The sequence below is a fragment of the Vibrio sp. L5-1 genome (assembly GCF_021728315.1).
In the GTDB taxonomy this organism is placed as follows: Bacteria; Pseudomonadota; Gammaproteobacteria; order Enterobacterales; family Vibrionaceae; genus Vibrio; species Vibrio splendidus_K.
On the sequence record NZ_JAKKCQ010000001.1, the window covers coordinates 565,315 to 592,290 of the forward strand.

27 protein-coding genes and 1 riboswitch are annotated in these 26,976 nt (G+C 44.2%); of the genes, 7 read left to right on the forward strand and 20 right to left on the reverse strand.

The genetic code is table 11. The features are described from left to right. Nucleotides 1-96: 96 nt before the first annotated feature. Complete coding sequence (locus L3V35_RS02300; RefSeq protein WP_108099566.1) at nucleotides 97-690, reverse strand: hypothetical protein; 594 nt, start codon at nucleotides 688-690, stop codon at nucleotides 97-99. Between the two features lie 266 nt (nucleotides 691-956). Between L3V35_RS02300 and L3V35_RS02305 the strand changes: the two genes are divergently transcribed. Both L3V35_RS02305 and L3V35_RS02310 read left to right on the forward strand, forming a co-directional pair. After that, a complete protein-coding gene (locus L3V35_RS02305; protein ID WP_237298242.1) occupies nucleotides 957-1,118 on the forward strand; it encodes a hypothetical protein in 162 nt (53 codons plus the stop codon). Nucleotides 1,119-1,377: 259 nt separating this feature from the next. Further along, nucleotides 1,378-1,917, forward strand: coding sequence for a DUF3332 domain-containing protein (locus tag L3V35_RS02310; protein WP_029222428.1), 540 nt, complete (start codon nucleotides 1,378-1,380; stop codon nucleotides 1,915-1,917). Between the two features lie 112 nt (nucleotides 1,918-2,029). Here the strand turns inward: L3V35_RS02310 and L3V35_RS02315 are convergent, their stop codons facing one another. From L3V35_RS02315 to L3V35_RS02330, 4 genes are read right to left on the reverse strand one after another with little or no spacing between them, the layout of a single operon-like run. Beyond that, the gene (locus tag L3V35_RS02315) at nucleotides 2,030-2,689 is read right to left on the reverse strand and encodes a potassium channel family protein (protein ID WP_171315861.1); all 660 of its coding nucleotides are present in this window, start codon (nucleotides 2,687-2,689) and stop codon (nucleotides 2,030-2,032) included. Then, nucleotides 2,690-3,790: an AI-2E family transporter gene (locus L3V35_RS02320; protein ID WP_016793015.1), complete on the reverse strand. Its 1,101-nt coding sequence runs from the start codon at nucleotides 3,788-3,790 to the stop codon at nucleotides 2,690-2,692. 22 nt (nucleotides 3,791-3,812) lie between these two features. Beyond that, nucleotides 3,813-4,832 carry a DUF2955 domain-containing protein gene (locus L3V35_RS02325; RefSeq protein WP_065207094.1) on the reverse strand — a complete coding sequence of 340 codons (1,020 nt, stop codon included), beginning with the start codon at nucleotides 4,830-4,832 and terminating at the stop codon, nucleotides 3,813-3,815. Continuing rightward, the gene (locus tag L3V35_RS02330) at nucleotides 4,822-5,943 is read right to left on the reverse strand and encodes an HlyD family secretion protein (protein ID WP_054545666.1); all 1,122 of its coding nucleotides are present in this window, start codon (nucleotides 5,941-5,943) and stop codon (nucleotides 4,822-4,824) included. The genes L3V35_RS02325 and L3V35_RS02330 overlap by 11 nt, the downstream gene beginning before the upstream one ends. Before the next feature lie 159 nt (nucleotides 5,944-6,102). Between L3V35_RS02330 and L3V35_RS02335 the strand changes: the two genes are divergently transcribed. Continuing rightward, nucleotides 6,103-7,098, forward strand: a complete 996-nt coding sequence (locus tag L3V35_RS02335) for an AraC family transcriptional regulator (protein ID WP_065207093.1) — start codon at nucleotides 6,103-6,105, stop codon at nucleotides 7,096-7,098. Between the two features lie 37 nt (nucleotides 7,099-7,135). On the opposite strand, the gene L3V35_RS02340 is transcribed toward L3V35_RS02335, so the two are convergent. Next, the gene (locus L3V35_RS02340) at nucleotides 7,136-8,209 is read right to left on the reverse strand and encodes a sensor domain-containing diguanylate cyclase (RefSeq protein WP_237298243.1); all 1,074 of its coding nucleotides are present in this window, start codon (nucleotides 8,207-8,209) and stop codon (nucleotides 7,136-7,138) included. A gap of 118 nt (nucleotides 8,210-8,327) precedes the next feature. Next, the gene (locus L3V35_RS02345; RefSeq protein ID WP_054545669.1) at nucleotides 8,328-9,332 is read right to left on the reverse strand and encodes a Solitary outer membrane autotransporter beta-barrel domain; all 1,005 of its coding nucleotides are present in this window, start codon (nucleotides 9,330-9,332) and stop codon (nucleotides 8,328-8,330) included. A gap of 343 nt (nucleotides 9,333-9,675) precedes the next feature. On the opposite strand from L3V35_RS02345, the gene L3V35_RS02350 reads away from it, so the two are divergent. Beyond that, nucleotides 9,676-10,143 (forward strand): hypothetical protein, encoded by a 468-nt coding sequence (locus tag L3V35_RS02350; protein WP_004731619.1) that lies wholly within the window; start codon nucleotides 9,676-9,678, stop codon nucleotides 10,141-10,143. A 96-nt stretch (nucleotides 10,144-10,239) separates the two neighbouring features. On the opposite strand, the gene L3V35_RS02355 is transcribed toward L3V35_RS02350, so the two are convergent. From L3V35_RS02355 to L3V35_RS02375, 5 genes are all read right to left on the reverse strand, one after another. Continuing rightward, nucleotides 10,240-11,439: a carbohydrate porin gene (locus L3V35_RS02355; RefSeq protein ID WP_237298935.1), complete on the reverse strand. Its 1,200-nt coding sequence runs from the start codon at nucleotides 11,437-11,439 to the stop codon at nucleotides 10,240-10,242. A gap of 164 nt (nucleotides 11,440-11,603) precedes the next feature. Beyond that, entirely contained in the window at nucleotides 11,604-12,269 is a 666-nt protein-coding gene (locus tag L3V35_RS02360) for a DUF3299 domain-containing protein (protein ID WP_346730168.1), read from the reverse strand. 86 nt (nucleotides 12,270-12,355) lie between these two features. After that, the gene (locus L3V35_RS02365) at nucleotides 12,356-13,732 is read right to left on the reverse strand and encodes an amidohydrolase family protein (protein ID WP_237288753.1); all 1,377 of its coding nucleotides are present in this window, start codon (nucleotides 13,730-13,732) and stop codon (nucleotides 12,356-12,358) included. A gap of 357 nt (nucleotides 13,733-14,089) precedes the next feature. Then, the gene (locus L3V35_RS02370) at nucleotides 14,090-15,070 is read right to left on the reverse strand and encodes a helix-turn-helix transcriptional regulator (RefSeq protein ID WP_346730169.1); all 981 of its coding nucleotides are present in this window, start codon (nucleotides 15,068-15,070) and stop codon (nucleotides 14,090-14,092) included. Nucleotides 15,071-15,251: 181 nt separating this feature from the next. After that, a complete protein-coding gene (locus L3V35_RS02375) occupies nucleotides 15,252-15,680 on the reverse strand; it encodes a PACE efflux transporter (protein ID WP_237298245.1) in 429 nt (142 codons plus the stop codon). Nucleotides 15,681-15,818: 138 nt separating this feature from the next. Here L3V35_RS02375 and L3V35_RS02380 point away from each other — a divergent pair, with 138 nt between their 5' ends. Beyond that, nucleotides 15,819-16,721, forward strand: coding sequence for a LysR family transcriptional regulator (locus L3V35_RS02380; protein WP_237298246.1), 903 nt, complete (start codon nucleotides 15,819-15,821; stop codon nucleotides 16,719-16,721). 418 nt (nucleotides 16,722-17,139) lie between these two features. Further along, entirely contained in the window at nucleotides 17,140-17,484 is a 345-nt protein-coding gene (locus L3V35_RS02385; protein ID WP_009844840.1) for a hypothetical protein, read from the forward strand. 182 nt (nucleotides 17,485-17,666) lie between these two features. Here L3V35_RS02385 and thiE read toward each other — a convergent pair whose 3' ends face one another. Further along, nucleotides 17,667-18,284 carry a thiamine phosphate synthase gene (thiE, locus tag L3V35_RS02390; RefSeq protein WP_237298247.1) on the reverse strand — a complete coding sequence of 206 codons (618 nt, stop codon included), beginning with the start codon at nucleotides 18,282-18,284 and terminating at the stop codon, nucleotides 17,667-17,669. A 260-nt stretch (nucleotides 18,285-18,544) separates the two neighbouring features. Between thiE and L3V35_RS02395 the strand changes: the two genes are divergently transcribed. After that, entirely contained in the window at nucleotides 18,545-20,488 is a 1,944-nt protein-coding gene (locus tag L3V35_RS02395) for a methyl-accepting chemotaxis protein (protein ID WP_237298248.1), read from the forward strand. A gap of 137 nt (nucleotides 20,489-20,625) precedes the next feature. Here the strand turns inward: L3V35_RS02395 and thiM are convergent, their stop codons facing one another. The 7 genes from thiM to L3V35_RS02430 all read right to left on the reverse strand — a co-directional run bounded on the left by thiM (nucleotide 20,626) and on the right by L3V35_RS02430 (nucleotide 26,929). After that, nucleotides 20,626-21,411: a hydroxyethylthiazole kinase gene (thiM, locus tag L3V35_RS02400; protein WP_237298249.1), complete on the reverse strand. Its 786-nt coding sequence runs from the start codon at nucleotides 21,409-21,411 to the stop codon at nucleotides 20,626-20,628. 28 nt (nucleotides 21,412-21,439) lie between these two features. Beyond that, a complete protein-coding gene (tenA, locus tag L3V35_RS02405) occupies nucleotides 21,440-22,120 on the reverse strand; it encodes a thiaminase II (protein WP_017109110.1) in 681 nt (226 codons plus the stop codon). An 8-nt stretch (nucleotides 22,121-22,128) separates the two neighbouring features. Continuing rightward, nucleotides 22,129-23,085: an ABC transporter substrate-binding protein gene (locus L3V35_RS02410; RefSeq protein WP_050646626.1), complete on the reverse strand. Its 957-nt coding sequence runs from the start codon at nucleotides 23,083-23,085 to the stop codon at nucleotides 22,129-22,131. Nucleotides 23,086-23,204: 119 nt separating this feature from the next. After that, nucleotides 23,205-23,996 (reverse strand): ABC transporter permease, encoded by a 792-nt coding sequence (locus L3V35_RS02415; protein ID WP_237298936.1) that lies wholly within the window; start codon nucleotides 23,994-23,996, stop codon nucleotides 23,205-23,207. A gap of 46 nt (nucleotides 23,997-24,042) precedes the next feature. Then, complete coding sequence (locus L3V35_RS02420; protein WP_237298250.1) at nucleotides 24,043-24,822, reverse strand: ABC transporter ATP-binding protein; 780 nt, start codon at nucleotides 24,820-24,822, stop codon at nucleotides 24,043-24,045. Beyond that, nucleotides 24,812-25,705, reverse strand: coding sequence for a bifunctional hydroxymethylpyrimidine kinase/phosphomethylpyrimidine kinase (gene thiD, locus L3V35_RS02425; RefSeq protein WP_237298251.1), 894 nt, complete (start codon nucleotides 25,703-25,705; stop codon nucleotides 24,812-24,814). The genes L3V35_RS02420 and thiD overlap by 11 nt, the downstream gene beginning before the upstream one ends. 96 nt (nucleotides 25,706-25,801) lie before the next feature. Beyond that, nucleotides 25,802-25,913, reverse strand: a riboswitch (TPP riboswitch). Nucleotides 25,914-26,011: 98 nt separating this feature from the next. Continuing rightward, nucleotides 26,012-26,929: an EamA family transporter gene (locus L3V35_RS02430; protein ID WP_237298252.1), complete on the reverse strand. Its 918-nt coding sequence runs from the start codon at nucleotides 26,927-26,929 to the stop codon at nucleotides 26,012-26,014. Between the last annotated feature and the right edge of the window lie 47 nt (nucleotides 26,930-26,976).

The window sequence follows — 26,976 nt, forward strand, 5'->3', positions numbered from 1 at the left end:
GCGCGGCTAACGCTAGCTAGGTTATCGTACTTCTATTGAAACCAACTTATATCAAACTCTGAATCACCAATGCGTCATTATCAGTGCATTCATGGACTAATAAGTTAACGGCATCGACCTTAACTTTTGATCAAGAGTATATAAGTGTTCTGCAGCTTGCATGTGTTGAGGGTAATCACTGAATTTCTCACGATTTTCCTCATTCATCTTACATGTCTCATCCACCAGCATTAATTTCCAATACAGCTTTGTTGTATGCAGCATCGCCAGTAAAGGTTTGAATACCTCTTTTTCATAAGCTTGAATCAACTCTTCAATCAATTCGTCACGCTCGTCTTCACTTGCGATTGAACCATTGGTTGCCGACAACACTTTTTGATACTTCAGGTTTTGTTGAAGCTTATCCATGACTGTTTGGTTTTCTTCCGCTAGCTCAACAAGTTTCGACTTAATGATATTGACCCAATTGGCTTGGCTCAGTACCGCGTCATCAACGCTGGTAAAGTCTTCTCGTATCTGTCGCTCTACGTCTTTTTGAGCTTTCTTTAAAACGGCGCGCACCTTTTGAAATGGCAGCTGATATTCCTTACTTAGATCGATAATCAGTTTATGAAAACCACCATTTGGAAGGTGTAAGTTTTCCTTAAACGTCGCCATTGCGGCTTCTTGCTGATCGGTAAGGTGAGTCATTCTGTTTCCTATTCTTTATCACTTATGGTGCTGAGCCCGCGATCATACCACTATATAACCTCGTTTTTTCGGTAACTTGATAGGTTACATCTAGGTACGTACTTAATTTCTCTCAACACGTTATCTTTTGGCTAGTTTTCACACTACTTGGCATTAAATGGTAAGTTTCTATCGATGAATATTCGTACATTAGTCGTACAGGGTATATCGCCAGACAGGAGTCATTACTTACATATGAAAGACAACAGCGAGAAATGAGAAACCATATGACCTATTCCGAATACAAAGAATCCGATCTGCATAAGTGCGTTAGCGTTGGTGCAGAAGCAACGGTATCAATCGCCAAGTTTACCGTTAAAGCCACTACCTTTTTATTTCGATTTTTCCGCTGGCTTGTCGTATCGGCCTATTCTTATGTGATGAAATAATTCTGTATTGGAGTCGTTGTTTTCATTACGACTTATCCAAATACCCAAAAGCGCGCCCTATTAGGTCGCGCTTTTTTTATGCTCCCATTTTTGTAGCCAGCTTTTCTATGTCCGGTTTTCTAGATCTAGCTTTTGATACTTAAAGTACATAACCAATTTTCTATCGTCAGTGGCGCTAAATGGTAAAACTCTGAATCGAATAAAAACCATACTACACCTGTTCCAACAAAACAGACTTCTAACTTATACAGGTACTAAAATGAAAAAGATTGCACTTAAAATTGTAGGACTAACGGTTTTGGCTTCTGCGCTAACTGGTTGTATCGGCAGCAACGCCGTAACAGGGAAAGTGATGAAATTTAACGTTGAAGTTGTCGATAACCGCTATGCTCGTGCAGGTGTAAACTTCTTATTAGCGCCTGTGTACGGTATTACAACCGCAGCCGACTATGTCGTATTCAACTCACTCGAATTCTGGACAGGTAAAAACCCAATCAGTGGTTCACCACACGTATTTGATACAAAAACAGATACACACTTCGAAGTGAACGACGACCTAGACCCAAGCTTGAAAGAAGCACCTGTTGGGCCAATTTCAAACAATCGCACGATTGAAACGGGTGAGATGATTAAGATTGACGAAAACACGGTTCAAATGGACATCGTCTATACCTCTGGTGAAACGGCAACTCTGACAGGTATCAAAGAGGGTCAAAACGTTAGCTATTACATGGATGGTCAGCTTGTGTCACAGACGACCATCGCTGAATTAGAGAAGATACAAGGCACTGAAGCGTAAGATTCATCGCCCACACAGAGTTCAAACTTAAACAGACTTTAAAGCTCACAAAATAGAAGAAGCCCAGCAACTGCTGGGCTTCTTCGTATGTGCTCTATTATTTGTAAATGCCCTATTGAGATTGAGACTGTGTAAGTCGAATGCTCACCAAACTCGCCACCATTATGGCCAAGTAAAAACTGCCGATAATGGATTCCATAAACACGAAGAACTGAGCAATAGGTAATGCCGGTGATATGTCACCATAACCAACCGTAGTCAACGTGATAAAGCTAAAGTACATCGCATTAAACAAATTGGTTAGCCAGATTTGCTCTTCTAACCCATTAAAGGCGTTGGGAAATATTTCTAAAATCAACAAGTAGATGGTCGACCAAGCGAACCCCAACAACAAGTAAATACAGATCGAGCCGATAATGTGATTGGGTGTTACCGTTTTTGCTTTCATCACCTGTTTTAACGCCGAGTAAATGTGTGAAAACAAGAACACAGCCAACGCCGATAGCGTCACTATCGACAGGTTATAGCCTTCCAAAAACGAAAACACGCCAGACACCAACGCCGTAATCAACAACATCCCATACCAAGATCGATACAAAGCTCGCTCTTTATGGATACCAACAATTGAACTCGCCAGAGTAATGATGATGAGAAATAGTATTGTTTTCTGGCCTTGCGGATAAAACTGCTGCATCACCGCGCAACCAAAAAACAACACCAACAGTGCATAGAATAAGAAGTAGAAGTTGTCGTCTTTCGAGACTGCCTTCATCTATTTCTCCTCTGCCTCTACTGGTTTTTTCTCAGTGTCTTCTTGGTTTTTCTCTTCAAGCCCAAGCCACGCCATCATCAGCTCATAGCTTAAACTCAGTATCACAGCACCAACAAACAGACCGACGATTCCTGACATCGCCATTCCGCCCAACGCACCAAGCAAAATCACCAACATTGGAATGTGAGAGCCACGGCTCAGTAGTACTGGCTTCAAGATAGCGTCACTGCCGCTCACCAAAATACACCACACTAAGAACAAGCTCGCCGCCAGTGTCGATTCAACACTGAACATGTAAATAATGGCAGGTAACAAAGCAAGAATCGGAGGCAACTGAATAATAGCGACCAGTAACACCGCTAGCGCCCACAATGCCGCGGCTGGAACACCCGCGATAACCAAACCAATTGCCGACATGATAGATTGAATCACAGCAACGCCTATCACACCCTGTACAACACTGCGCACAGTTGATTTAGATAACTGCACGAGCTCTACACCTTTGCCATCCGTTAAACGAACCACTAAGTGAGTCACTCCGGTTTGACATTTATCGGCATTACTCATGAACGCACCTGCAATGATGGTTGAGATAATAAATTGGACAAAACCACCACCCAATGAGCCTAAGATCGATGCCATTTTAGAAGCAAATACCTTAAGTTCGTCTGCATACGTGATAAACACGCCCTCTATATTCGAAGAAGCATGGACCAAGGCGGCATAGACTCTTTCGCCAACTAATGGGATATCTTGCAAGGACTCTTTGGGTTTCGGCAGAGACAAGGTTCCGTCCTGTAGCCCTGTCATTAGGTCCGAAGCACTGGTGTAAATACCGGAAGAGAGCGCGACTAAAGGAATGAGTAGTAACAGTACTCCGATAAAGCTCAGTAACGCGCTGGCTTTTCCTTTCGACATTCCCGTCTTATTTGAAATGGCGACAGCAACTGGATAGAGCGCAGTTGCAATGATCGCCCCCCAAATAACCAATAGAATGAATGGGCGCAAAATCGAGAAACACCAATACACGAGCATGGCAATCGCTGCGATTTTGATGGCAGCGTCTATCGCCTGTTTTGAAAAATCATCGGTTAACTTCATGAGACGTCCTTGTAAGACATAATTAAGGCTGATTTTGTAGGAACTTCCAATTCCGAGTTTCTAGGAATAAAGAAGCCAAAATCATATATATACCAATTAACACTAATTGGAATATGCGTATAAGAGTGTTGCTATCGATGTCGCCTGAGCTCATCAAAGTGCTACCGACAAGTACTAACAACGTACTAAATGCAGTGGCGAAAATCGGCGCTTTTTCGGGAACTGTGTAGATCTTCTTGGCGATCACAATAGCGACCAAGCCTATGAATAAAGAGTAGAAGATAATATTAGGAACAATCGAAAGGATTGAAAAAGCCGCTATCGCGAGCAATCCCCCGATACCGTTACTTATCACTAGAAAAGCACTCAACTTTATCGACTTCTCTGACGTAATCATCAACGATAACAGCGCAATGAACATCATTGTCAATAAAGCTTCAGATATTTGAAAAATAAAGAAAAAACATACCACTGGATAGGAGATAATCATCGCCCTAAAGGCCGCATACCAACGCTGTTTCTTTTCGAGTGGTGCAGCAGCAAAACCTGAGAACTCCGATTTAGGCTCAGGGAAAAATACATGCACTAACGCAAAGATCATCACTGAAACCACACCAGAAGTTGCTAAGCCAGATGCCAGCATTACCGAAACGCCAGGGTTATCAATCGCCATGAATGGCAACATCAAGACAGCAATCAACAATATGGTGGCGAACAGGTTCCATTTAGGGTCGACAAACAAGTAGTAACCCCAAAGCATCATTAGCCCCACTAAAATCAGCAATGGGATTGGGTAATGGGTAATTCCTCGCGATAGCAATAAACCTAACCCCATAGTCACCACAACTGCCAAGAGCAATTCGTAGACCGTTTCCTTATGGAGATTTGGTTTATCAATTAGGAACTTAGCAGTGAACACTGGCGCCACAAACGCAAGTGGCCAGTTTATCCATGCCGCTAAGAAAACAGCCAACGTGACCCCAACCGTATACCTCAGGATCCGTTGCTGTGTTTGCTGGTCAAGAATCGGCTTATCGGACATAAGACAATACGCTAATCAGACGAATCCAAACTTTGCCTATCGCGTTGAACACAAAGTTGTCGCCGCTATAAACAATCACATCCGCTTGGCCACCCACTCGAAGCATGCCTTGCATCTCATCTCGTTCAAATTCAATAGTGATAGGAAGCATCTGTGTTTGACGCAACCAACCCGTTTGTTGGCTAGCTTGCGCAAGCTTACCTGCTTGATCATTTTGCCCCCAATCAACACCCCAATCGATACTACTTACGCGCCCTTTTACCACTTTGCCCGGTGCGAAATCTAACGCCACTTCAACTTCATCACCGACCGTTACATTACCTAGGCTGTTCTCTCGATAATAAGCTTCAATCCAAATATCTTCGGTTGAAACAAAGGTCATGATTGCTTGCCCTGCCGATGCATAAAACCCTTCAGACAGGCTAAAGTTAGAAACCCCACCTTGTGTCGGCGCCGTAATCACGGTGCGCTCTAGGTTCAATTGAGCTTGTTCAAGTGCCAGCAACGCAGCTTTCACTTGACTGTTTTCTTGTCCCTCTTTACCCATTTGTTGCTTCGCACCTTCAAGATCAGCCTCTGCATTCACAACAGCCGCCCGAGAGGTCGCTAATGCTGCTCGCGCTTTATCTGCATCTGATTTAGAAACCACACCTTTATCGGCCATCTCTAAAACCCGCTTGGCTTGCAGCTTGGTGTTTTGTCTTTCAACAATCGCTGAAGTAAGTTTCGCTTGAGCTGAAGCAATGCTCGCGGTTTGAGCACCGACATTTTGGCCTGCAATCTCTAAATTTTGCTCGGCTTGTTGTACTGCAATTTTGTAATCAGACTCATCTAAAATGGCTAACTTGTCGCCTTGATTAACCAGTTGGTTAGGTTGAACCAGTATGTCGAGTACTTTACCCGACACCTCTGGCTTGATTGGAACGATATAACCTTTTACACGAGCATTATCAGTAATAGGGATGATGCGGTCTGAAATGACACTGAAGATCAACATGAATGCAACAAACAACAATAGGTAGTTTGTGACCTTTCTTACTTTGTCTTTTCCATTTTCTTGCTGGCCAACTTCTTCATTGGCTTCTTGCTTATTCCCTTTGGCTTCTGACATGGGACTCCCTTCTAGATAACTAAGATCAACAAAATTAATACTTTAAAAATAAACCCAGCGATGGAAAACTCAAGTAAATAGGGTTAGATTTAGTAAACAAAACGTTGCAAATGATATGCACGTCTAATAATGCAACAATATATACAGGATTGTATTCCAATGACCTCTAGTCACTACCAAGTCCCGGTAATTCAAACGAACTACGCTAAAATTCTGGTTCAGGTTTTTTCTGACTATGGTCTTGATTTACATCTGTTGCTTAAAGATTCCGGTTTACCACCCGACCTTATCGAATCAGAAAGTGATTTTGTGCCATCGGAATCCATTAAGCGTTTGATTTATCTAACATCAGCACAACTCGGCGTATCTCGGTTCACCGATATTCTTGGACTCGCATTTCGACGTCGAATCATCCCAAATGTCTTGCATCAATTTACCGAATTCGAAACCATTGGTGATGCTCTAAAACAGATCAATTCAATCTTTGCCTATGACTCCCCAGGCAGCAAAGTCGAGTTTATTCAAGAACACGGTCAGAGCTGGTTTTGCCGTACTGCCCCGGAAGACAACTCCCCTATGTTTCAATGGGGCGAAGCTTTTGCGATTACATATATCATTGAATTAATAACCACTTTATCCCAATCGCCATGGTTACCTAATAAGGTGCGTCTGCAAGGACATGACATCGATGTCGTTAAAACACTGGTGCCAAGTAGCTGCCAATTGTTTGTTGATCAGTCGTCGACGGCTGTGCTTATTCCTGAAGAAATCTTACAACTCCCAATTCGCCTAACCTCTAAAGAACTCAGTGCTAAACCGACACTGATTGAGTGGCACACCAGCTTTACCGATAGCGTTTATGAGCTTCTAAAGCCGTACATGAAAGAACAAGACCTCTCTCTTGAAGAAGCCGCTGAGCTACTCAACTTTTCGGTGCGAACGTTCCAACGCAAACTCAAGAACGAAAACACCACTTATCGAAAGATCAAAGAAAACCTGATGTTTTCGGTAGCTTGCGAACTGATGGAAGAAGGCCACACGCTGACCTACATTTCTAGCCAGCTCGGTTACACCAACATCTCGCATTTTTCTCGTGCGTTTAAGCGCGTTTCAGGGTTAACACCCAAGATCTATCAACGCTCGATTTCGGCTTAGATACCGCTCTCACCGATTAGTTAATTGCAACACACGCCTAACCAAGGACAATGGGCGCTGCACTGCCCGAGCCTGAGCTAGAACTAGAGCTACACACTCTATTTCGCCCATTACCTTTAGCGCGATAAAGCGCCTTATCCGCACTGCGATAGGTCGCTTCGGCTTGTGCCTGTATTTCAGACACACCACTGCTCACAGTCAGGTTCAGTGTTGTTCCTTTGGCAATCACTTCTTTCAATCGATACATCGCCTCAAACGCTTCTGCTAAATTAGTTTCGGGCATCAAGATAGCGAACTCCTCGCCGCCTACTCGCGCGACGATGTCGGTGTCTCGACTGTTATTTCTCAACAGTTCAGCGACCTCTTTCAGCGCTGAATCACCTTGGTCATGACCATGATTATCATTGATGGCCTTGAAATGATCTAAATCGATCAACGCCAAACAAGAGTGTGTATAACCATAACGCTCCGCTAAGTTTGAATAATGGTTAAGTTCTTTATCAAAACGGCGGCGGTTCCAGCACCCTGTGAGAGAATCTGTGTCCACCAACATTCTTAATCGACGTTCTAATACTTTGCGTCGACTAATATCCGTAAAGGTCACCACATATTTATTATTGTGCGACAGTATTTCAGCTAACTTTTCGACAACCACATTCACAGTAAAATGTTCGCCAAGTCGACTGACTCCACTCAACTCCCCCTTCCATCTCTGGTTTTCCTTGAGTGAGCGAGTAATGGTCGATATTAAACTGCTGTTATTCATAAAACAGAGATCAGAAATCGGGCGAGACTCGACTTGATTAAAGGCATAGCCTGAAACTCTAGAGAACTGTTGATTAACTTGTATTACCCTCAATTGACTATCGAGGATGATAAAACCAGCGACGCCATCAATGATCGCTTCAGACAAGCTATTCTTGCTTTGAGCCATTTCATGTCGATATAGGCGTGCAGTAATGAGGGTGCTGAGCAAAAACAACGCGCACACAGAAAAAGCCATGACTGCCGAAGAAGCCATACTCAATAACCACAAGCTAACTGCCATATTAAGGGCAAGTGTAGACACCACGTATAGCGGCATTTTTCGGTCAAAACTTAACTTATTCATAGTCTGCTCTAGTGATGGGCGAATGACTATGATGGCTAAGTTTTCACTAAGATATTTACCATTTTACGACACATACAAATTCAAATTATATGAGTACCATTAAGATCAATAACTTATGCTAATTATTGAGTAAGAATAGCAAGCTACCACCACTGAGTGAGCTGCCATAATTGAAGTTAATTCCAATCCCGAAGTTGTCAAAAAAGTAAGAGTCGTAAGGCACATCAAATACTAATCCTGCCCCGAACTCATAGTAATAGTGCGTATCTAAAGGAGCAGTCAAATCACCCGCGACATCGATTCTTGTTAAGTTATAGTGGATTTGAGGGTTATTAAGCGACCAAGCATCGAGCGCTACATTTTGCCTAAACTCTAGTTCATTAATGAATCGCATCCCTTCTGGGTTACCGATATCGCCATCGTTCGCTTCGCCCCAGCCTGTTCCATAAAAGTAACGAACTCTGGAAGACACATTCCAACTGCCCCACTCCTTTGGTTGCAAGTATTGAAGTTTGACTGAAGGTTCAGCAACAAGCGCCCATGCTGATGTATTCAATGCGTAGCCATCTAGCTGAGATTGAAATGCTTGAGAGTAGCTGTTGTTGTATTCGTATTTATTGCGGTAATAGAGCAAGTGAGTGCCTAACCCATAGGCGATAGACCAATGCTGGTTTAAATGGTTTTGCCCTCCGAAAAAGCCATACAGGCCCAATACCGAGTCTTCATTTGGGTTAACACGACGGTCAGGAGTCACATCTGATGAGATCTCAATATCCTGTTCAGAAAGCGCATAAGACCCTCGCACAGACCAAATAAGGTCGAAGTCAGGGTCATCCGTTTTAATCACGGAAGAGTAAGGGATGGAGCCCACACTCACTTGGCTTCGAGTATCGATGGTTTTATCGGATCCAAAACCACTGTCGTTTAAATTGATAAACGAATTAGGATCAAAATCCACAAAGCCAATTGAAATGGCATCGCTGTCAGTCAGCGCAATTGACACAGAAAATATCTTCTCTAAGCGGTTCTGAATCAATTCATTGGATGCATAGGCCGAGGAAGAACTGAGGCCCATTAAGAGCAGAATAATAGAACGGGGATAGTGCGATAGGGGTGAAAGCATTAAGTTGACTCCATTCAAACTTATGCTTCAAGTGTAATTGGTAACTTAACTAATTCAATCAGAGAGTTAACGGTGTGGTTGATACTGCTCTCAGTTCCAGCTGCAAGAGCGTTGCTAAATCGATGGCTCCCCAAAGTTCTTCTACGTCTTGGATTCTAAAATGAATAATCATATGCGCCTCTCTCTAAATTGAAGTCTTATCATGAATCATTCTTAAAACGCTTACTTACCATAATGCGCCAAACTGACTTTAAGACCTATTTCGCATATAAAACAATAAGCGCTTGAAAATTATAGGATTATCTCCTAAGTTTTTTATAACCCTTTACTCAGGAAGAAGTAGATGAGCAATATAGAAAAAGTATATGGATTTAATACGCCCCAACGACTCTTTGTCGGATACACGCTTGCGGTACTCGTCGATTTAACGGTTCTTAATTTTTTTGATGAATACTGGGACTTCGTCAATATCGAGTCTTTCACCATCTCATTTGCAGCTGCGATTCTGCTACAACTCCTGCTCAAACTGTCTATTGGCTTAGAACATAAGCTCGCAGATTACTTCAAATCTAAACCGGGTACAGCGCCTAAGATTTATCGCGGTTTATCCAGTTACGTGATTTTGGTGGGCTCTAAGTTTGTGATGTTGGAAGCCATCAATATCTTGTTTGGCGACAAGGTAGACTTCACAGGCCCATGGAATGGTGTGGTGGCATTCTTCGCTGTGGTATTCACGATTTTGGTCGCAGAGATTATTGTTTCAAAAATCTACTTCGCACTCGATGACACGCCCAAAGCCGAAAAAGCATAGCCGCTTTTGATACAGACCTAAGACAAAAAAAGTGAGCCAAACAGGCTCACTTTTTACATCTATTCTTTACGTTTCAGCGATTAACAAACAGAGAAGTTAGATAAAGACTCTCGCTCTAATACCAAACACCCAAGCGCTACTTTCATTGGAGAAAGCTGGATCTTTAATGTATTGAATATCAGGTGTCACTTGGATGAAATCGTTGAGTTGCATGTTGTAGTAAATTTCAGCCGTCCACTGCTCTGTACTGCCACTTATCACCTTCGCATCAGCTGCAAAAGAATCGCCATTCACCTCCGCCCAGTTTAACGCTACACCAAGGTTGTTCGTCGGTTTTCCTAACCCGAAATATCCCATACCAACCGAGATAGATTTATCGTAAAGGGCAACATCACCTTCTGAGAAACCACCTCGCACAAACGGCATAACTTGAGGCGTGATAAACTGACTCCATGAGAAATTGACACCTGAGCCACCTTCAGTTGCAAGGCTATTACTGTGGCGAGTATCGTCACCAAAATCCCAGAACGTCACATGGAAGTTGTCTGTATAAATCAGGTCTTGTGAAGCCGTCCAACCTAATTCAAGTGTTGTAAAGTAAGACGCATCACTACCAAAAGCGCTATCAAAGCCATCAAAAATATCATCTGACTGACCATTTGCATCAGCGATACCACCGACCACATAAAAGTTTTCGCCTAGCATATGACCGGCAGAAAGGGCCAATACACCGTCATCCGGTAAGCCCATCGCACCTGAGCCTGTCGAGAATGCCAAGTTAGTAAAGCCAGACCACGGGCTTGCTAAAGCGTAAACATCCGCATAGTTCGTTACATCCTGCCAACCGACGACAATGGTGCCTTTGCCATCATTGATTTTTTGCTTCCAGTTTAAGTCCGTAACACGAAACCCTTGGTCGCTGTATGCCGGACCAATTGCACCGACATAGCCAAGCGGGCCGAATGAATAGTCTTTTGGCGGAGTATCACCATAGGCATGCCTATGTTCCACCTTCCAAACTAAGCTACCTGAGTTCTGTGTGCCGTTTCCTAATAGATGCCATGAACCGTATAATCGTGCCACACCCGACGATGCATCAACGCTATCGCCGCCAACCCCATCCCCAGAGGTCAGCCCCAAAGCAAAGTAATCTGCACCAAATGTAAAACCATCTTCAGCTAATGACTCCCTCCAAGATTTCTTTTGTGCTTTCTGCTCTGCAATTGTATTTTCAACAGAATCTGGGCCTTCAAAGTTAGCGCCGTAAACAACGCCGCTCATTGGGCTAGCCGCCATAACAATAGCCATACTTACTTTAGAGAATCTTGAGTTCATCATGTCACCAGTGCTTTTTAAGTTAGTTTTATTTTATTCATTACTCACATTGAAAATTGTCATTTGATGACACTGAGTTATTTAGATACTTCCAACAAGAGATTGGATTCAACTAAATGCACTAGCTAAGGTTGATACTGTTCTATACCTTCCGCTTTCATCGCATACACCGACTGCACATTGGCTGCGCCGTCAGAGTAATTCACATTTTCTTTCGATTGATGACCCGTTAACTGCCCTTCAACCCAGACTGGTGTCATTAAGCTGACCAATTCAATGCCCTCAGGAAAATCAATCAATACAAGCTGGTTCGCTGGAGGCGGTGGTGTATGAATACACGCTCCAGCAGAAGGCACTAAAAAGAACTTAGTCACCTTAGTTCCATCCATTTCAATCGGCGTGATGTAACCAGGAATACGATGTTTACTACCTACTACCTCTGTATTGGGTTTCGAGCCTAACGCTTCGCGTTGCTTCATGATCTGAGCACGAGCAACGAACAATGCTTCTACATCTATATCTTGCTTTTTTAATCTTTCAGTAACTTCGACGATTTCTTGTCTCGCTTTATCACTTGCCACAAAACCGTCTTCAGCCTGAGCCTCTTTAAAGCGAGCAATAGTCGCCATGTCAAACATCTGATTTCTATCTAACTTTTGAAATGGATCCTCCATTAACTCCATACTCGGAACTAACTCATCCCAGTACGTCACTTTTATTTCACTAGCCAATGATGAAAATGACAAACAACAGAACATAAAAAATGAGCCTATTGATTTTAAATCAACCATCAAAATCTACTCCAACCAAACACAACAAAAAGGAAGTAGGTAGAGGAAAAGCTCCTCTACCAAATGATTAAAAATCGAATCGTAAATTACATTTCGTTGCGGTATACAACGCCATCTTTCATTACCAATTTGATAGTATCGATAGTCTTGTATTCAGGATCAGCGTCAAACCATTCCGGAGTCGCGCCTATCACTGCCATATCTTCCAATGGGTTACCCTCAATCAATAAGATGTCTGCAACCGCTCCATTTTCAATAACGCCTAATTTCCCTTGTGTGGTGCCTCTAGGGCCTGACATCGCCAACATTTCACCAGCCGTTGAAGTCATTTGTTTCAACACTTCAAAGTTGCTGCCGAAAGCTTGTGTGCGCCAATAAATTTCGTAACGACGAGCTCGCTCGGCATCGGAATCTGCTCCGACATAGTCAGAGGCGAAAACGACCTTCACATTGTTCTCTAACAGTCGTTTACCGTAATCACCGTATTCTTCTTGAAGTTGGGCCACCATTGGCAATTTCTCAGCAGGCATCAGCGGATTTTTTGCTAGGTCTGGTGATAATCCCCACATTTGTGGAACAATATATCCGCCCTCTTTGGCAATTCTCTTCATCGTGTCATCATTGATAAAGAACCCATGTTCAAAGGTTTTAACGCCACAATCCAATAGGCGATTTACCGATCGATCGTTAAAAGTGTGTGCCGCGACATAGGTATTCCAATCTTTAGCAGCTTCAACAATCGCACATGTCTCATCGATCGAGTATTGAGTGGTATCTATTGGGTCAAATCGAGATGAACCACCGCCACCAGCCATGATCTTGATTTGAGTCGCGCCATTTCGTAGGTTCAATCGTGTTGCTTTCAATACTTCAGGAACGCCATCGGCAACTGCACCAATCCCCATACGTTCAAAGTTAGAAATGTCACCCACAGAATTTGGAGAAAAACCTGAGTCACTTCGGTCTCGGAAATCACCATGACCTGAGGTTTGAGAAATAAATGTACCAGAAGGGTAAATACGCGGGCCGACAACGTTACCCGCCTCAATTTCACGAGTTAGACCAAAGGCTGGACCGCCCATATCGCGGACAGTAGTAAAACCATCATCTAAGAAGCGTTTAGCAACTTGAGTCGCATGAATTGAAATGTCAGTCAGGTCTTTATTAGATTCGATATCACCAAAATTATAATTAATCATGATATGAGCATGGCCATCGATCAGACCCGGCATTAAGGTTTTACCCTGACCATCAATCACATCAGCTTCACCTGCTTCAATTGGCGTTGCGGAGATTTGCTTGATCAGATTATCTTCAACCAATACGTGATGATCTTCGTACAGTTTATCTTCTGTACCATTGAATATGTCGACGTTAGTAAACAACGTTGACGCCGCATTTGCAGAAAGAGCAAACGCGCACGAAAGAGCCACAACAGAGAGCTTTAAGCCAGTATTTTTCATTTTTACACCTTGTTATCCATAAATGAGTGGAATCCACTTCCCATAACGATTCCGTAACTACTAATGAGTGTTATGAGGTTTCAAAGGTGTTTTTATTAGCCGCGATAATCACAAAAATCTAATCAAAATTCCGAGAAAAATCGAGGCAAAAACAACTCATCAACATTCAATAACTTAGTAGTGATACTGCCAGTGTTCAAGGTTCACAAATGGCCATTTGGTGACAATAAATAAATCTGCGTTCAGGCTCCGGTTTCGGCTTAATGGCTGGAGTTATTACTTATTGGCTAGAGTTTCGTGGCGGAACTGTTATTGCCGGATCTCTTACTGATAGCTTTGTACTGTTGCTTACCGGAGTTAGCTGTGCTCTTTTCGGTACTGTCTTGGCGTCATGTTCATCTGTCGTTTAAAGGCTCGGGTAAAGTGGGAAGAATCGGAATAGCCCATTTTCGCGCCTACTTGCGTGATCGATAGATCTGGCTGCTTAAGCAATTCTAAAACCTGCTCAAGAACCATCTCTTCAATCAAGGTTTTGTAGACCACCCCTTCACTTTCCAACCGACGCTGGATCGTTCTGACATGAATATTTAGAATCTCAGAAGCTAAGCTAATTGGGAGTTTCCCCATCGTGAGATAAGGTTTAATAACAAGCTTAAAAGCGATCAGGAATGAGCTAGGTAAAGGCTTAGTGAGGTCTGATACTTGAGCAATTTTGGGTAAAACAATCGGTGCAAGCATGATGTCTTCAGGGATCTCAAAGGCAGTGACCGGTCTATGCGTATAAAACTGAGCGCAGCCCATTTGTGGTAGAGATTGAAAACATTCGAGATCACCATTCTGAATTCCGACCTCAGACGGCTTCCAACGACCTTGCGTTAATACTGAAAGTAGCTCGTTAATGAAAATAACAGAGAACAGTTCAGCGAACTTAAACCAAGGTGCGTTAGTAAATGGCTTCTCACGAACCAACCACCACTTGCCTCCGGATTGCTTGGTATAGACATTCGCACCATTGGATACGAGCTTAAGCTGCTCACCAAATTGGTCTAGCGCGCTTTTCAATGAATCCTGCTGGCTTAGCTTAGCCACAAACCTTGGCACATAGGTTTGCTTGCAAAAACTCCACATAAACAGCGAAAACTCTTCTCTCGACGCAGATTCCCCCATAATCTTGACCACGTTTTTAATAGTGGTCTCAGGGAGATAATCGTAATGGTCATTACTGGTGAGAATATCATTAGGGATTTGGGCACTGCGTAGTAAGGTGTAGATTTCACCATCAATATGTTTGAACAGTTCCGCGAACAATTCGACTTCTTTCTTATCAACAACCGTCATTGCCTGAGGGGTATTTGGCATCCTTTCCTCTTATCTATTCGTTCACGAACTCAAATTATCACCTTCTTTAAGATAGCAGAACAAACGCCGCGTTACCTAGAGTTACTAACCGAATATACCCGTCAAAATAACGAATAAACAAACGGTTAGTCGCTCAAATTACATTTACTGACTTGGTAGTTTACTGAACCGCTAAATCGCCTTTTCGTACCCAAAATGCTCGCACATGGTCGTAAATCAGATTAAACACAAACGCGTAAATGGTAATAAAAATGGTCACGCCGATGTCCATCAAAAATGCCTGCCATAACCCGACGTTGAGCAAGTACGCCATCACAGGAATCGTCGCCACCAGCAAGCCTGCCTCAAATAACACGACATGAAAAACACGTAACTTGAGCGAACGCTTTGATTTTTCACCCGTGAAATAACGGTCAAAAATGCGATTGAAACAGTAGTTCCAAATCATCGCGATAGTGGCAACAACTATCATGGTTCCTGATAAGGCATTCACATCGTGATCGGTAAATATCGCCAAGCCCATAATTGAAAGTGTTACGGCCAAAACTTCGAATAACACCGAGTGGAACACTCTTTCTGATGTACTCATACATTCCTCTAAATAATCTAGTATGTGTTGGATTAGCTCGAATTATGTCATCGAAAATAATAAGAGAAAGTTAACAGCCATCACGAACAGTGATAACTTAGGAGTTATCCCCCCCTTTGGTATTGAGCGAGATATAGAATGTACAGTTTTGAGCAATTAAAAGTCTTCGTCACCGTGTGTGAAAGTGGCTCTTTTTCTGCTGCAGCACGCAAGCTGAAACGCGCTCAATCCGGCGTCAGCCAATCGATCGCCAATCTCGAAATAGCCATCGACCAAGAGCTGTTTAACCGCGAGAAAAACATCCCCGTTTTGACCAACACAGGCAAAGCCTTATTGCCTGTTGCCAAGTCGATTCTCGACCAACAAAAGTACTTCGACCAAAAAGTAGAATCGCTGACGCAAGAAGATGAACACGAACTGATCATTGCCATTGATGAGAGCATCATAGATAAGAATTTCATTAAGATAATCAGCTCACTAGCCGATCAGTTTCCAATCACACACTTCGATATTATTACGACATCTACCTTCGATGTTGAAGACTTAGTCAGACGCGGAAAAGCACAGATAGGCATCATCTACGCGGATGGTGAGCTTAAGGTGGATATGGACTTTTTCCTACTTGGCCAAGCGCGCTTTCTTACTGTCAGCTCTGCCACGCACGAGCTGAGCCAAATGCCCGTCGTTCAAGACTCAGACCTAAAGCGCTACCGCCAATGTGTGCATCGTAGTTCGAAGCAGCACGAATTGTGGTTCACCTATGGCATCAGCTCCATGCTTTGGTATGCCAACAACCACAAAACGATCATCGATCTCGTTGAACAGAACGTAGGTTGGGCAAATGTGCCTGAAATGATGGTGATGAAAGGGATTCAGAAAGGAGACCTTGTGGCTTTGCCTGTCGCACACGAGCATGGTGGTTGGATAACACCTGTTGGTTGCTTGGTGTCTCGCAGTCACATCAATGGCCCAGTGTTAACAAGTTTACTTGAAAAACTAAAAGGCCACTCATTAGAGAACAATCAGTGGCAAGCCAACTAATCTCCCCCAATTTTTGAGTTCAGCCTATTTCAGCAACTGAATCCTAAATTAATGACGGTGGTGTTTTCTCCAGCACTACCTCATTTCCGCTTTTCGTGCCGATAATTTTCTTTGTCGTGTGGATAAAACACCCTAGTTGATATCCCAAAGTGACATAACTAGTATGCGATCCCAAAGGATTTGTCTTATCAAGCTGATATCGACATAACCAAATCGCTCTTTAACACCACTGACCCAACTTCAAATCTCCCACATAAGTGCCCCTGCCCTGCAACCACTTGTGACAGCTTCAAATAGATCACTTTTGAATATTGATTCGCACCCAGTTTATGAGCCCTCTTCGAGTGCTTTTTTATATCTAAATGAACCTTTTGGAAAATTTGTCGTGAACGTTTTAAGAAATATTTGCCCTGAGAAAATGGGTAAAGAGCGTAACAAACGAGAGTATGATTTACGCGTACTTAATTGTGTCAGTGAAAGCGAATATGAATCGCGTATGGCAGTTTGGAATAGCTTAACTTTGGTTGCTACTCCGTCTGTTTCAGAAACAAAAGGCTTCATCGATGAGGCTTTCAACAAACTTCAGCAAGACTTGAAAGAAGCGAGCCGTGAGTTATCAATTAACTACACGGACTTCATTGCCATGGCGCATGAAGAACTCAACTACATTAAGGTGTTTGTTGCTGATAAGACCGCACAATACGGCTGGTATGCCGCGATCGTTCTTATGATCATCGGTACTGTTGCTCTGTGTGCTCAGTAGATAAAACTGTGCATTCAATAGACGCTTTCAGGCTCAATAAAAACGTTATGCCTCACACACAGCATAGCGTGCTTAATAGTTTGCCTTAAAAGCTCAAGCGATAAACATAAGCACATCTCTATGCTTATGTTTTAGCTAAAAAACAAACAGTTAAAATCATTTATTTTCTAGTCTAAAAGACTTCACTCTCCCATTAGAGACAACAAATCCTGCGTCGCTTGTTTTGGATCTTCAGCGTGACATATCGCAGATACCAGTGCTAACCCATGAATACCGCTCTCAACTAACTGCGGGATGTTCGACTCGTTAATTCCACCAATACCGACAATCGGTAACTTCGTTGTCTCCAACGCCATTTTAATGCCGTCATAACCCCAATGTTTCTTAAGATTTGTCTTAGTCGGTGTGGCAAAAAGCGCACTGAGTCCAATGTAATCGATCGGCAGACTATCGGCTTCTTGAAGCTGTTGTTCAGTTTCAATCGATAACCCAAGAATCTTATCAGGACCAATCAACTGACGGGCTAACACAGCAGGCATATCTGATTGACCTAAATGCAAGCCGTCAGCATCCACAGCCACCGCAACGTCCACTCGGTCATTAATAATCAACGGCACATTAGAACCTGCCAAAATCGACTTAACAGCTTGTGCTCGTTCAATGAAAGCTCTCACATCCCCATGTTTCTCTCTCACTTGAACCATAGTGACACCACCAGCGACCGCTTGTTCAACCACGAACTTAAGTGTTTCTAAATCTTGTTGGTCATCCGTTACTAAGTAGAGCTTATAAGGGTTCATATCGTGCCTTTGGAGTCGGAGTCTAAATAGAGTTGCTACCATTTTACCGACAAATCGCATCATGTGCATGGAAGTTAATACTAAATTAGCTCAATTAAGCGCGTGCCATTGAATATACAACTCGTTGAGAGCATGCCGAAAATCCTGAAATTTTTAACTAAAGCGTTACTTATTACACAAACTATTCACTTAAGCCTGCCCAGAACGCTGTTTTATGGAATACTTCGCTATGAAGGAATCAGGTAAATATAGGGATAGTTATGCGCCACCTTTCTATAGCGTTTAAGATCAAGCTAGGTTATGCCATCTGCTTACTCTTTTTCGTCATTTCTGGCTTTGTGAGTTACAAAGGTATCCAAACCTTGTCGAACGGCTTTAGCCAGTACAGTGAGCTCAGCCAGAAAGCGACACTGTCAGGCAACATTCAAGTGCATTTTCTTCAGATGCGCTTAGCCTCTGAACGTTACTTAGAGTCATTGGATGAGCAATACGAAACGAATTATCAATCAAGCAAACTCGCGATTGATGAACTGCTGAACAACTTAATCCAAACCACCACCAAAACCGATAGCCTAGCTAGCCTGCAATTAGTGCAAGACAGCGTGGCGGCATTTGACACGGCTTATGGCTCAATGAAACAGAGCCAGCTGCTCATCGACCAATTGGTGAATATCGAGCTGGTCAAACGAGAAACCAACGCCCTCAAAGCCGCTCAGAGCTTGTTGTATGAGTCGTACAACAACAATGATCCAAACGCGAGCTTATACGCGGGTATGTTGATGGAGAACTTCCTCGCAGCCAAGATCACTGTACTGAGTTACTCAAACAACAACGACCTAAAAACCTATGAATCGGGTAAAGATATCTTTGAATACGCGTTGCCGGGTATTGAAGGCGACATTGAGTCTCTCAAATCATCCCCTTACCAAAGCGAGCTTATTGAAGACTTCTCTAACCAGCGCGAAGCGTATGCAAAAGGCTTTGAGCAAGTTCATCAACAGATGATTGAGAACACCCAAAGAACCGCAACCCTCGCCTCTATTGGTGACAGTTTAGCGATTGCGGTCGCGGATGCTCAAAGCATTCTCGAGCAACAGAAACAAGCATTGACGCCTGAACTGCAAGCCAGTGAAAAACGTTCAATTCAAATCATCTTCTTGCTAACGGGGGTGGCTTTAATCATTGGTATGACAAGCGCTGTTTTGGTTACTCGTTCAATTACTAAAGGGCTTGCACAGGTTAAGCAGATCACCAACGAACTTTCTCAAGGCAATCTGAATGTCGAAGTAAACATCGAGAGCAAAAACGAGATTGGCGAACTGCTGACCAACATGGAGATCACCATTGAATCTCTGCGCGATATTGTCGGCCAAGTGAACCGCTCTAGCGTGCGTATTGGTGAGATGTCGGAGTCGCTCAATCAAGTGACCAATAACAGCTCGACCAACGCGACACAGTTGAACAATGAGATGATCAATATCTCTTCTGCCGTTGATCAATTGGCTTCGAGCACATCAGAAATTGCTGCAAGTGCTAACCACGCGTCTCAAGTTGCAAACCAAGCAACCGAGAATGTGGCGATGGGACTTAAAGAAGTAGACAAGACACTGCATGAAATTGGCAGTGCCGATGAAAGCATGCAGGTGAGTAGCCAGAAAGTGACTGACCTACATAAAGAGTCGATGAACATTGGTGCCATTCTTGAAGTCATCAAAGGCGTTTCTGAGCAAACCAATCTGTTGGCATTGAATGCGGCTATTGAAGCTGCGCGCGCAGGTGAACAAGGTCGTGGGTTTGCAGTAGTAGCCGATGAAGTAAGAACCTTAGCTAAGCGCACCCAAGATTCTGCAAGCCAGATTGATGAACTCATCACCTCACTGCAGCGTGGTGCAAAAGACGCGCTAGAGTCGATCAAAGAGAGTCACAGCACGGTTTCAGATGCTTCAACTCAGGCACAACAAGCCTCTCAGAATTTGCATGTGATTAACCAACACATCCAAGATTTGAATCAGGCCAACAGCCAGATCGCAGTATCGGTTGATGAACAGGATTGCTTGACTAAGTCGCTGGGTGAAAATGCGCAAGGTGCAAACACCATCGCACAAAGTAACCAAGAGTCTGTAAGCAGTATTTCTGGCGCAGCGAGTGACTTAACCGAGGTTGCTCATCACCTAGAAAGCCAAGTGAATCGATTTAGAACCTAACGAAGCCAATTGCTCATATAACGAGATAACTAACACGACGACGAGTTAATACGGTTTTGAAGCAATAATAGAAAAGCCCTCAACACATATGTGCTGAGGGCTTTTTAATAAGCTACGAATACAGATCTAGATTGAATCTACTGAACCTTCAAACGTTGGATCAGAGTCTCTTCGTCCAATTGATACAGCTCATCAAGTAAGTTCATTTGCAAGCTACCTGGGCCGCGCGAGTTCTCAGCTGCGATTTCACCAACCACACCTAATACCGCCGCTGCCGCTAAACCACTTTCATCTCCAACAGCAGCAAATGCGCCCGTCAATGCCGTTAAGGTACAACCCATACCGGTCACATACGGCATCATTGGGTGCCCGTTGTTTAACGTCACCACGCTGTCTTTGGTGACAACGTAATCTGTCTCACCAGAAATCACCACATTCGCACCATATTCAGCGACTAAGCATTGCGCTGCGCCTAATGCGGCATCACTGCTATCCAGCGCATCAACGCCTTTGCTCTGTGCTTGCTCACCCGCTAGCGCAATGATCTCAGACGCGTTACCACGAATGATTAGCTTATTGGCTAAACGTGCAATTTCACGAGAAGTCTCGGTACGCAGCGTACTTGCGCCACAACCTACAGGGTCAAGAACCACAACCTTGTTGTTCGCATTCGCTTGTTCAACCGCGAAGCGCATTCTTGGCGTCCAAACACTATCAAGCGTGCCGATGTTAATCACCAAAGCGCCAGAGAATGACATCATCTCAGCCAGTTCTTGCTGTGAGTGCGCCATGATAGGCGAAGCACCAATCGCCAATAAAGCATTGGCCGTATTGTTCATCACGACGTAGTTGGTGATGTTCACCACCAGTGGCTTTTGTTCTCGTACTGCGCGCAACGATTGGATGATTTGTTCAGTTAGCATGGATAAATCCTTATTCGTAAAAGTCGCTTTAAGCCGCGGTTGAGTCATTAAGTGCATTCAGACCTTGCTGCCAAAAAGCCACTTCCATACGCGTTGCCGTTTTGAAGATATGAACGATGTTCTGACCGCGCTCGCTGTTGATATCAATTTCAGCCAGTAGCTGATTGAAATACTCAGCGCCCGTTGCCACGCCCGACTGGAACTCTTCTCCGCCATAAAGCTGTAGCCAGCTTGCGTATGGGTTGCCTTCCAAAACAGTATCACTGCTTTCTAACAACGCTTTACCAATCACGGCATAACCGATTGAACACGGAGCCAGTGCCGCATATAAGTCGACAAGATCACCCGTCATACCCGCATCTAGAACGTAGCGCGTGTAGGCAACAGTGCCGAAATCTTCAGGTTCGTTTTCTAAATCCGATTCGGTTAAACCCCACTGACCACAGTAAGTCACGTGGTGTGAAATTTCAGAATCTAACAGAGCATGAACACTAGGCAGTGCACGGCGCATATCAGCCAGTGTCTTTGCCTTGTAAATTGCCAATGCATAAGCGCGAGCATACTGCTTCAAAAACAGAAAATCTTGCTTCAGGTAATGCAAAAAACACGGCTGAGCGAGGGTGCCGTTTGCCAGCGTTTTAACAAAATCATGCTCGGTGTAGTCTTGCCAATCTTGTTGACAGGCTTGGATTAAGTCTTGGTATTTCATGAGATTCCTTAGTCAAAAGTCGGCACGTAGTCAGCGGCTTTTGGTAGTGATTTGATAATGCCTTTGTCGAACATGAACTGCGCGTAATCGTCGTAACGCTTCATATCTACAGCAGAAGGGCGAAGTGCAAAGCGAGTCAGTGTGTCGTTCCATGCACGTTGGTTAAGCTCGTTGTTCAACGTATCTGGTGAATACGCCACAAACTCACTCCATGACTCTTGTGGGTGGTTCACAATGTAAGTGGTTGCTTGTTCCAATGCTTTATTGAACGCTTTGATCGCTTCGTCGTCGTGCTGCTTTGCGTTCGCCACAAAGATCAACTCGTCGTAAGCGGGTACGCCGTGCTCTTCTGGGAAGAATGCTTTCGCTTTAAAGCCTTCAAGTGCTAATTGGTTAGTTTCGAAGTTACGTAAGCCACCCCAAATTGCATCTACCTTGCCCGATGCCAATGAAGACGACAGTGCCCAACCGACATTGATGGTTTGCACGTCTGTAAACGCAACATTTTCTTGCGCTAGCATAGTGCCAATAGTCGCTTCTTCGTTTCCTGCGATCGCAATACCGATCTTCTTGCCTTTCAGATCCGCTAGCGAATCGTTCTTGCCGTTATCCAATACCATTAGTGTATTTAGTGGCGTCGCGATAAGGGTTGATGCACGAACTAAAGGAAGACCCGCTGCCACATCCATGGTTAAACTTGGTTGGTAAGTTACCGCTAAATCGACCTTACCTGCCGCGACCAATTTTGCTGGTGTGCTTGGGTCTGCTGGCTCTTGAATTTCAACCTCTAGGCCTTGGTCAGCAAAGTAGCCACGCTCTTGAGCGATCACAATCGGGCCATGGTTCGGGTTCACAAACCAATCCAACATCAGCGTCAGTTTCTTTTGTTCAGAGTCCGCTAGAGCATGACCTGAAACTAGCGAAGCAAGCAGTGCCACTGCACCTATCAATTTGGTATTTTTCATAGTTAACCTTTCCTTTTGAATATTATTATTGTGTTTATAGAGCTAATTTTTAATGAGGTTTGTTTAGATAAATAGCGTTGAGCGAAGCCTTATTAAACAAGGTGTTATTGAGCAAGCCATCACTGGTTCTCCCAAGGGATGGCTTTTTTGAGTAACTTGTCTGTGATGAAATAGAGCGAGATAGACAGCACCGCCAAGATAAACAAGGCCGCAAACATCTCATCAATGATCATGCGCGCATTGGCTTGTAGCATTAAGTAACCTAAACCTTCACTGGAGCCTACCCACTCACCGACGACTGCGCCTATTGGGGCTATCACCACCGCAACACGAATACCAGACGCCAGTGTTGGCAGCGCAGCAGGCAATTGGATATAACGAAGCAGCTGCCATTTCGATGCACCCATGGTCTTAGCAAGGTCAAGATAACCAGTCGGTGTATTTCGCAGGCCGTCGTAACAACAAGTGGTTACAGGGAAGAAGATAATGATCGCCGCCATCACCACTTTTGACGCGATGCCATAGCCAAGCCACAGCATCAACACTGGCGCGATCGCAAACACAGGGATCGCTTGGCTAGCAATTAAGATAGGCAACAACCAGCGTTTCAGTGGTTCGAACATCAGCATCTGCAGAGCAAAAAACAGCCCCATGGATAAACCGAGCAATAGACCAAGTAAAATCTCCTGCGCAGTCACCCAAGTGTGTTTGAGTAACACATCGTAGCGTTCGATTAGCTTAATAAAGACTTCTGCAGGCGCTGGTAGAATGAAGCTCGGCATCTCGAAGATAACGACCACCAGTTGCCATAAACCGAGAATCACAGCACTGCTGATCAGCAAACGCATTACGGGATTCATCTGGCGAGAGCGCTTAGTCGTGATCTGTGTGTTAGTTGAACTTTCTTCCATTGAGTTTTCTATCTTGGAGCTATCAGTAGCTTCGCTTCGCGTTAGATCATTCATAATCACGCTCCAACTGGTCTAAGATGGCTTGTTGTAACTCAGCACACTCACCATCTAACACTCGTGGCGTCGCTGTATTCGGCACAGACAATGACTGAGCGCTTGCAGGCGTGCCTTGTAACACATACAAGTTATCCGCCAAACGCACCGCTTCTTGTGGATCATGAGTGATCAACACAACAGTTTTATCTCTTAACAGTTCACACGCTAAGCTCTGTAACTTGTGTCTTGTTACCGCATCCAGCGCAGAGAAAGGTTCGTCCATCAACACGACAGGCTTGTCTTGCATTAAGGTTCGAGCCAAAGCAACACGTTGACGCATACCACCAGACAATTGATCCGGCATCGCGTTCGCGTAGTCGGCCAAACCAACCGAAGTCAGCAACTCCAATGCTTGGTTGGTTTGAGCTTGTTTATGAGATGCTTGGCTTTGATGCTTGTCTGCGGAATTTTGAAAGCGATGACTCAGGCACACATTGTCGATAACCGACAACCATGGCAGCAACAAATCTTGCTGCGCCATGTAAGCGATGCGATCCCTTAAAGGCAGTTCATCAGACGTTGCCAATGTGCCCTGCCATTCAACCTTGTCGTCCAGCAAGCCTGCCAGATAACGCAATACCGTGGTTTTTCCGCAGCCACTTCGGCCCAGCAACACCGTCCATTTACCTGCGTTTAAGCTCAGGGACAATCCCGATAAGGTTGCGTGCTCGCTATCGCGGTAACGTAAGGTCGCGTTGCTGAGTTGAACGCCGATCGTATTAACGGACATTACCGTGTCCAGCGAAGAAGTGATTTACAGGGCCATGACCTTGACCGACTTGCAACTCATCAGCATGAGCAATCGCGCGAGAAATGTATTGTTTACCTAAGTCGACAGCTTCTGGAAGCGTATTGCCTTGAGCCAAGAAAGAAGCGATAGCAGAAGAGAGCGTACAACCCGTGCCATGGGTGTTTTTGGTAGGAAAACGCTTCGCGCTAATCAAGGCAGACGTCGTCGGGAGAATCAGCAGATCGTTACTGTTCTCATCCTTCTCTAAGTGGCCGCCTTTGAGAAGAACGGCTTTCGCGCCCAGTGCGCGTAAGTCTTCAATCATGCCCTGCATTTCTGCTTCGCTTTCAGGTACCGGCTTGCCTGTTAATGCCGCGCCTTCAGGTAAATTAGGTGTGATGATGTCTGCCAGCGGAATCAGCTCTTGCTTCAGCGTCGTGATGGCTGAGTTTTCTAGAAGAAGATCGCCACTTGTCGCAACCATTACAGGGTCAATCACTAAGTGTTTAGGTTGGTATTGCTTAATTTTGTCAGCAACGACTTTGATGATTTGCGAATCAGCCAACATCCCGACTTTTACGGCCACGATATTCAGGTCAGTGAAAACCGCATCTAACTGGCTGGCAACATGGTCGAGTGGAATAGGGAAAATGGCTGACACGCCTTGAGTGTTCTGAGATGTGATAGCGGTAATTACCGAACAAGCAAAACTACCGGTAGCAGACATGGCTTTAATATCAGCTTGGATCCCTGCACCGCCGCCGCTGTCTGAGCCTGCGATCGTCAATACAATCGGAGTGTTCGTTCGAATCGAACCATCAGCAGAGTGCTGTGAAACTGAGGCTTTGGGCGTTAAATCTTTTGAAATAGAACTGTGTGTCATTGTCGCTCCTACTATCTTACAAGACGTAGGAGAACGAACACTGATCGAAGGAGAAGTCGCATTAGGCTCATGAAAGTTTTCATGGGTGCAGACGTAGATCGAGTGCTTATAGTTCCCTACGCCAGTGTTAACTGAATCAGGTTCAACGGGTCTCGATTAACGATCTCAGCAAACACCAAATAAGGTATATGCCCCCCGACTATTGATAGCGATAGTAACAGCACTCTCACAACTGAGATACTGATTTTATTCAATTATAAGAATTACACATGAAAAAATTTCAATTAGGTCCAACAAAACAAATACTTATAACGTTCCTTTAGATGGCTTCGACTGTATCAACAAGCACAACACAATCAGAAACATACCTAGCCAGCCTGTAAAAGGAATCAGCTCACCGACAACACAGACGGCAAGCACCGCTGCGACTACCGGTTCAAACAAAGTAAGTAGATTGGCACTACTCGCGGTCACGTGGCGTAAACCAAAACTGAACGCGATATAGCCCAAGCATTGTGGGATTAGCGTCAGATAACTGATGACTAATACGTTAATCTGCGAGGAAAACAGGTTCTCACCAGTAAACCAGAGCGTTGGCAGCAACAGCATCGCACCCAGGCCAAAAATACTGCCCATCGCCGCTTGCGACTTAATCCCTTTATCGATCAGTGCTTTTGTCGCCCAAGAATAAATGGCGTAACACAAACCAGCGAGCAAACCCAAAGCAATACCTAACAGCTTTAGATCATCACCGGATTCATTCGTCGATGAAGATTCTGAAAACACTAACAACCCAATACCCACGACACCAATCGCAAAGCTAGTGAGCCAACGTTTGTTGATGTTGTTATTTTTGCTAATCAGACACTCTAACAGTGCTGAAAAGAAAGGTGCGGTTGCAATCGAAACCACGGTACCAATCGCCACGCCTGATAATTTCATTGAAGAATAGAAAGCTAAAGGATAGACCGCCAAAGCCAAAGCGCTCACTGCCAACAGCTTCTTATTCTGCAAAAGTTTATCAAGGGCTAATAGGATTTTTCGATACGCTAGGCCCGCTTGCATTAGGCCGCCGACACCCATAGAGAAAGCACCAATCGCTAATGGGCTTAGATCAGGCGCAAAACTTGCGGCGGTGCCTGTCGTGCCCCATAAAATGGAAGCAAACAAGATGGCTAAAGTGCCCGTTTGGAATTCGTTAACGCGATTGATGGCAAGATTCATTTCTATTACCCAATTTTCAGTTCTGAAATAGATAATAATGAAGATTG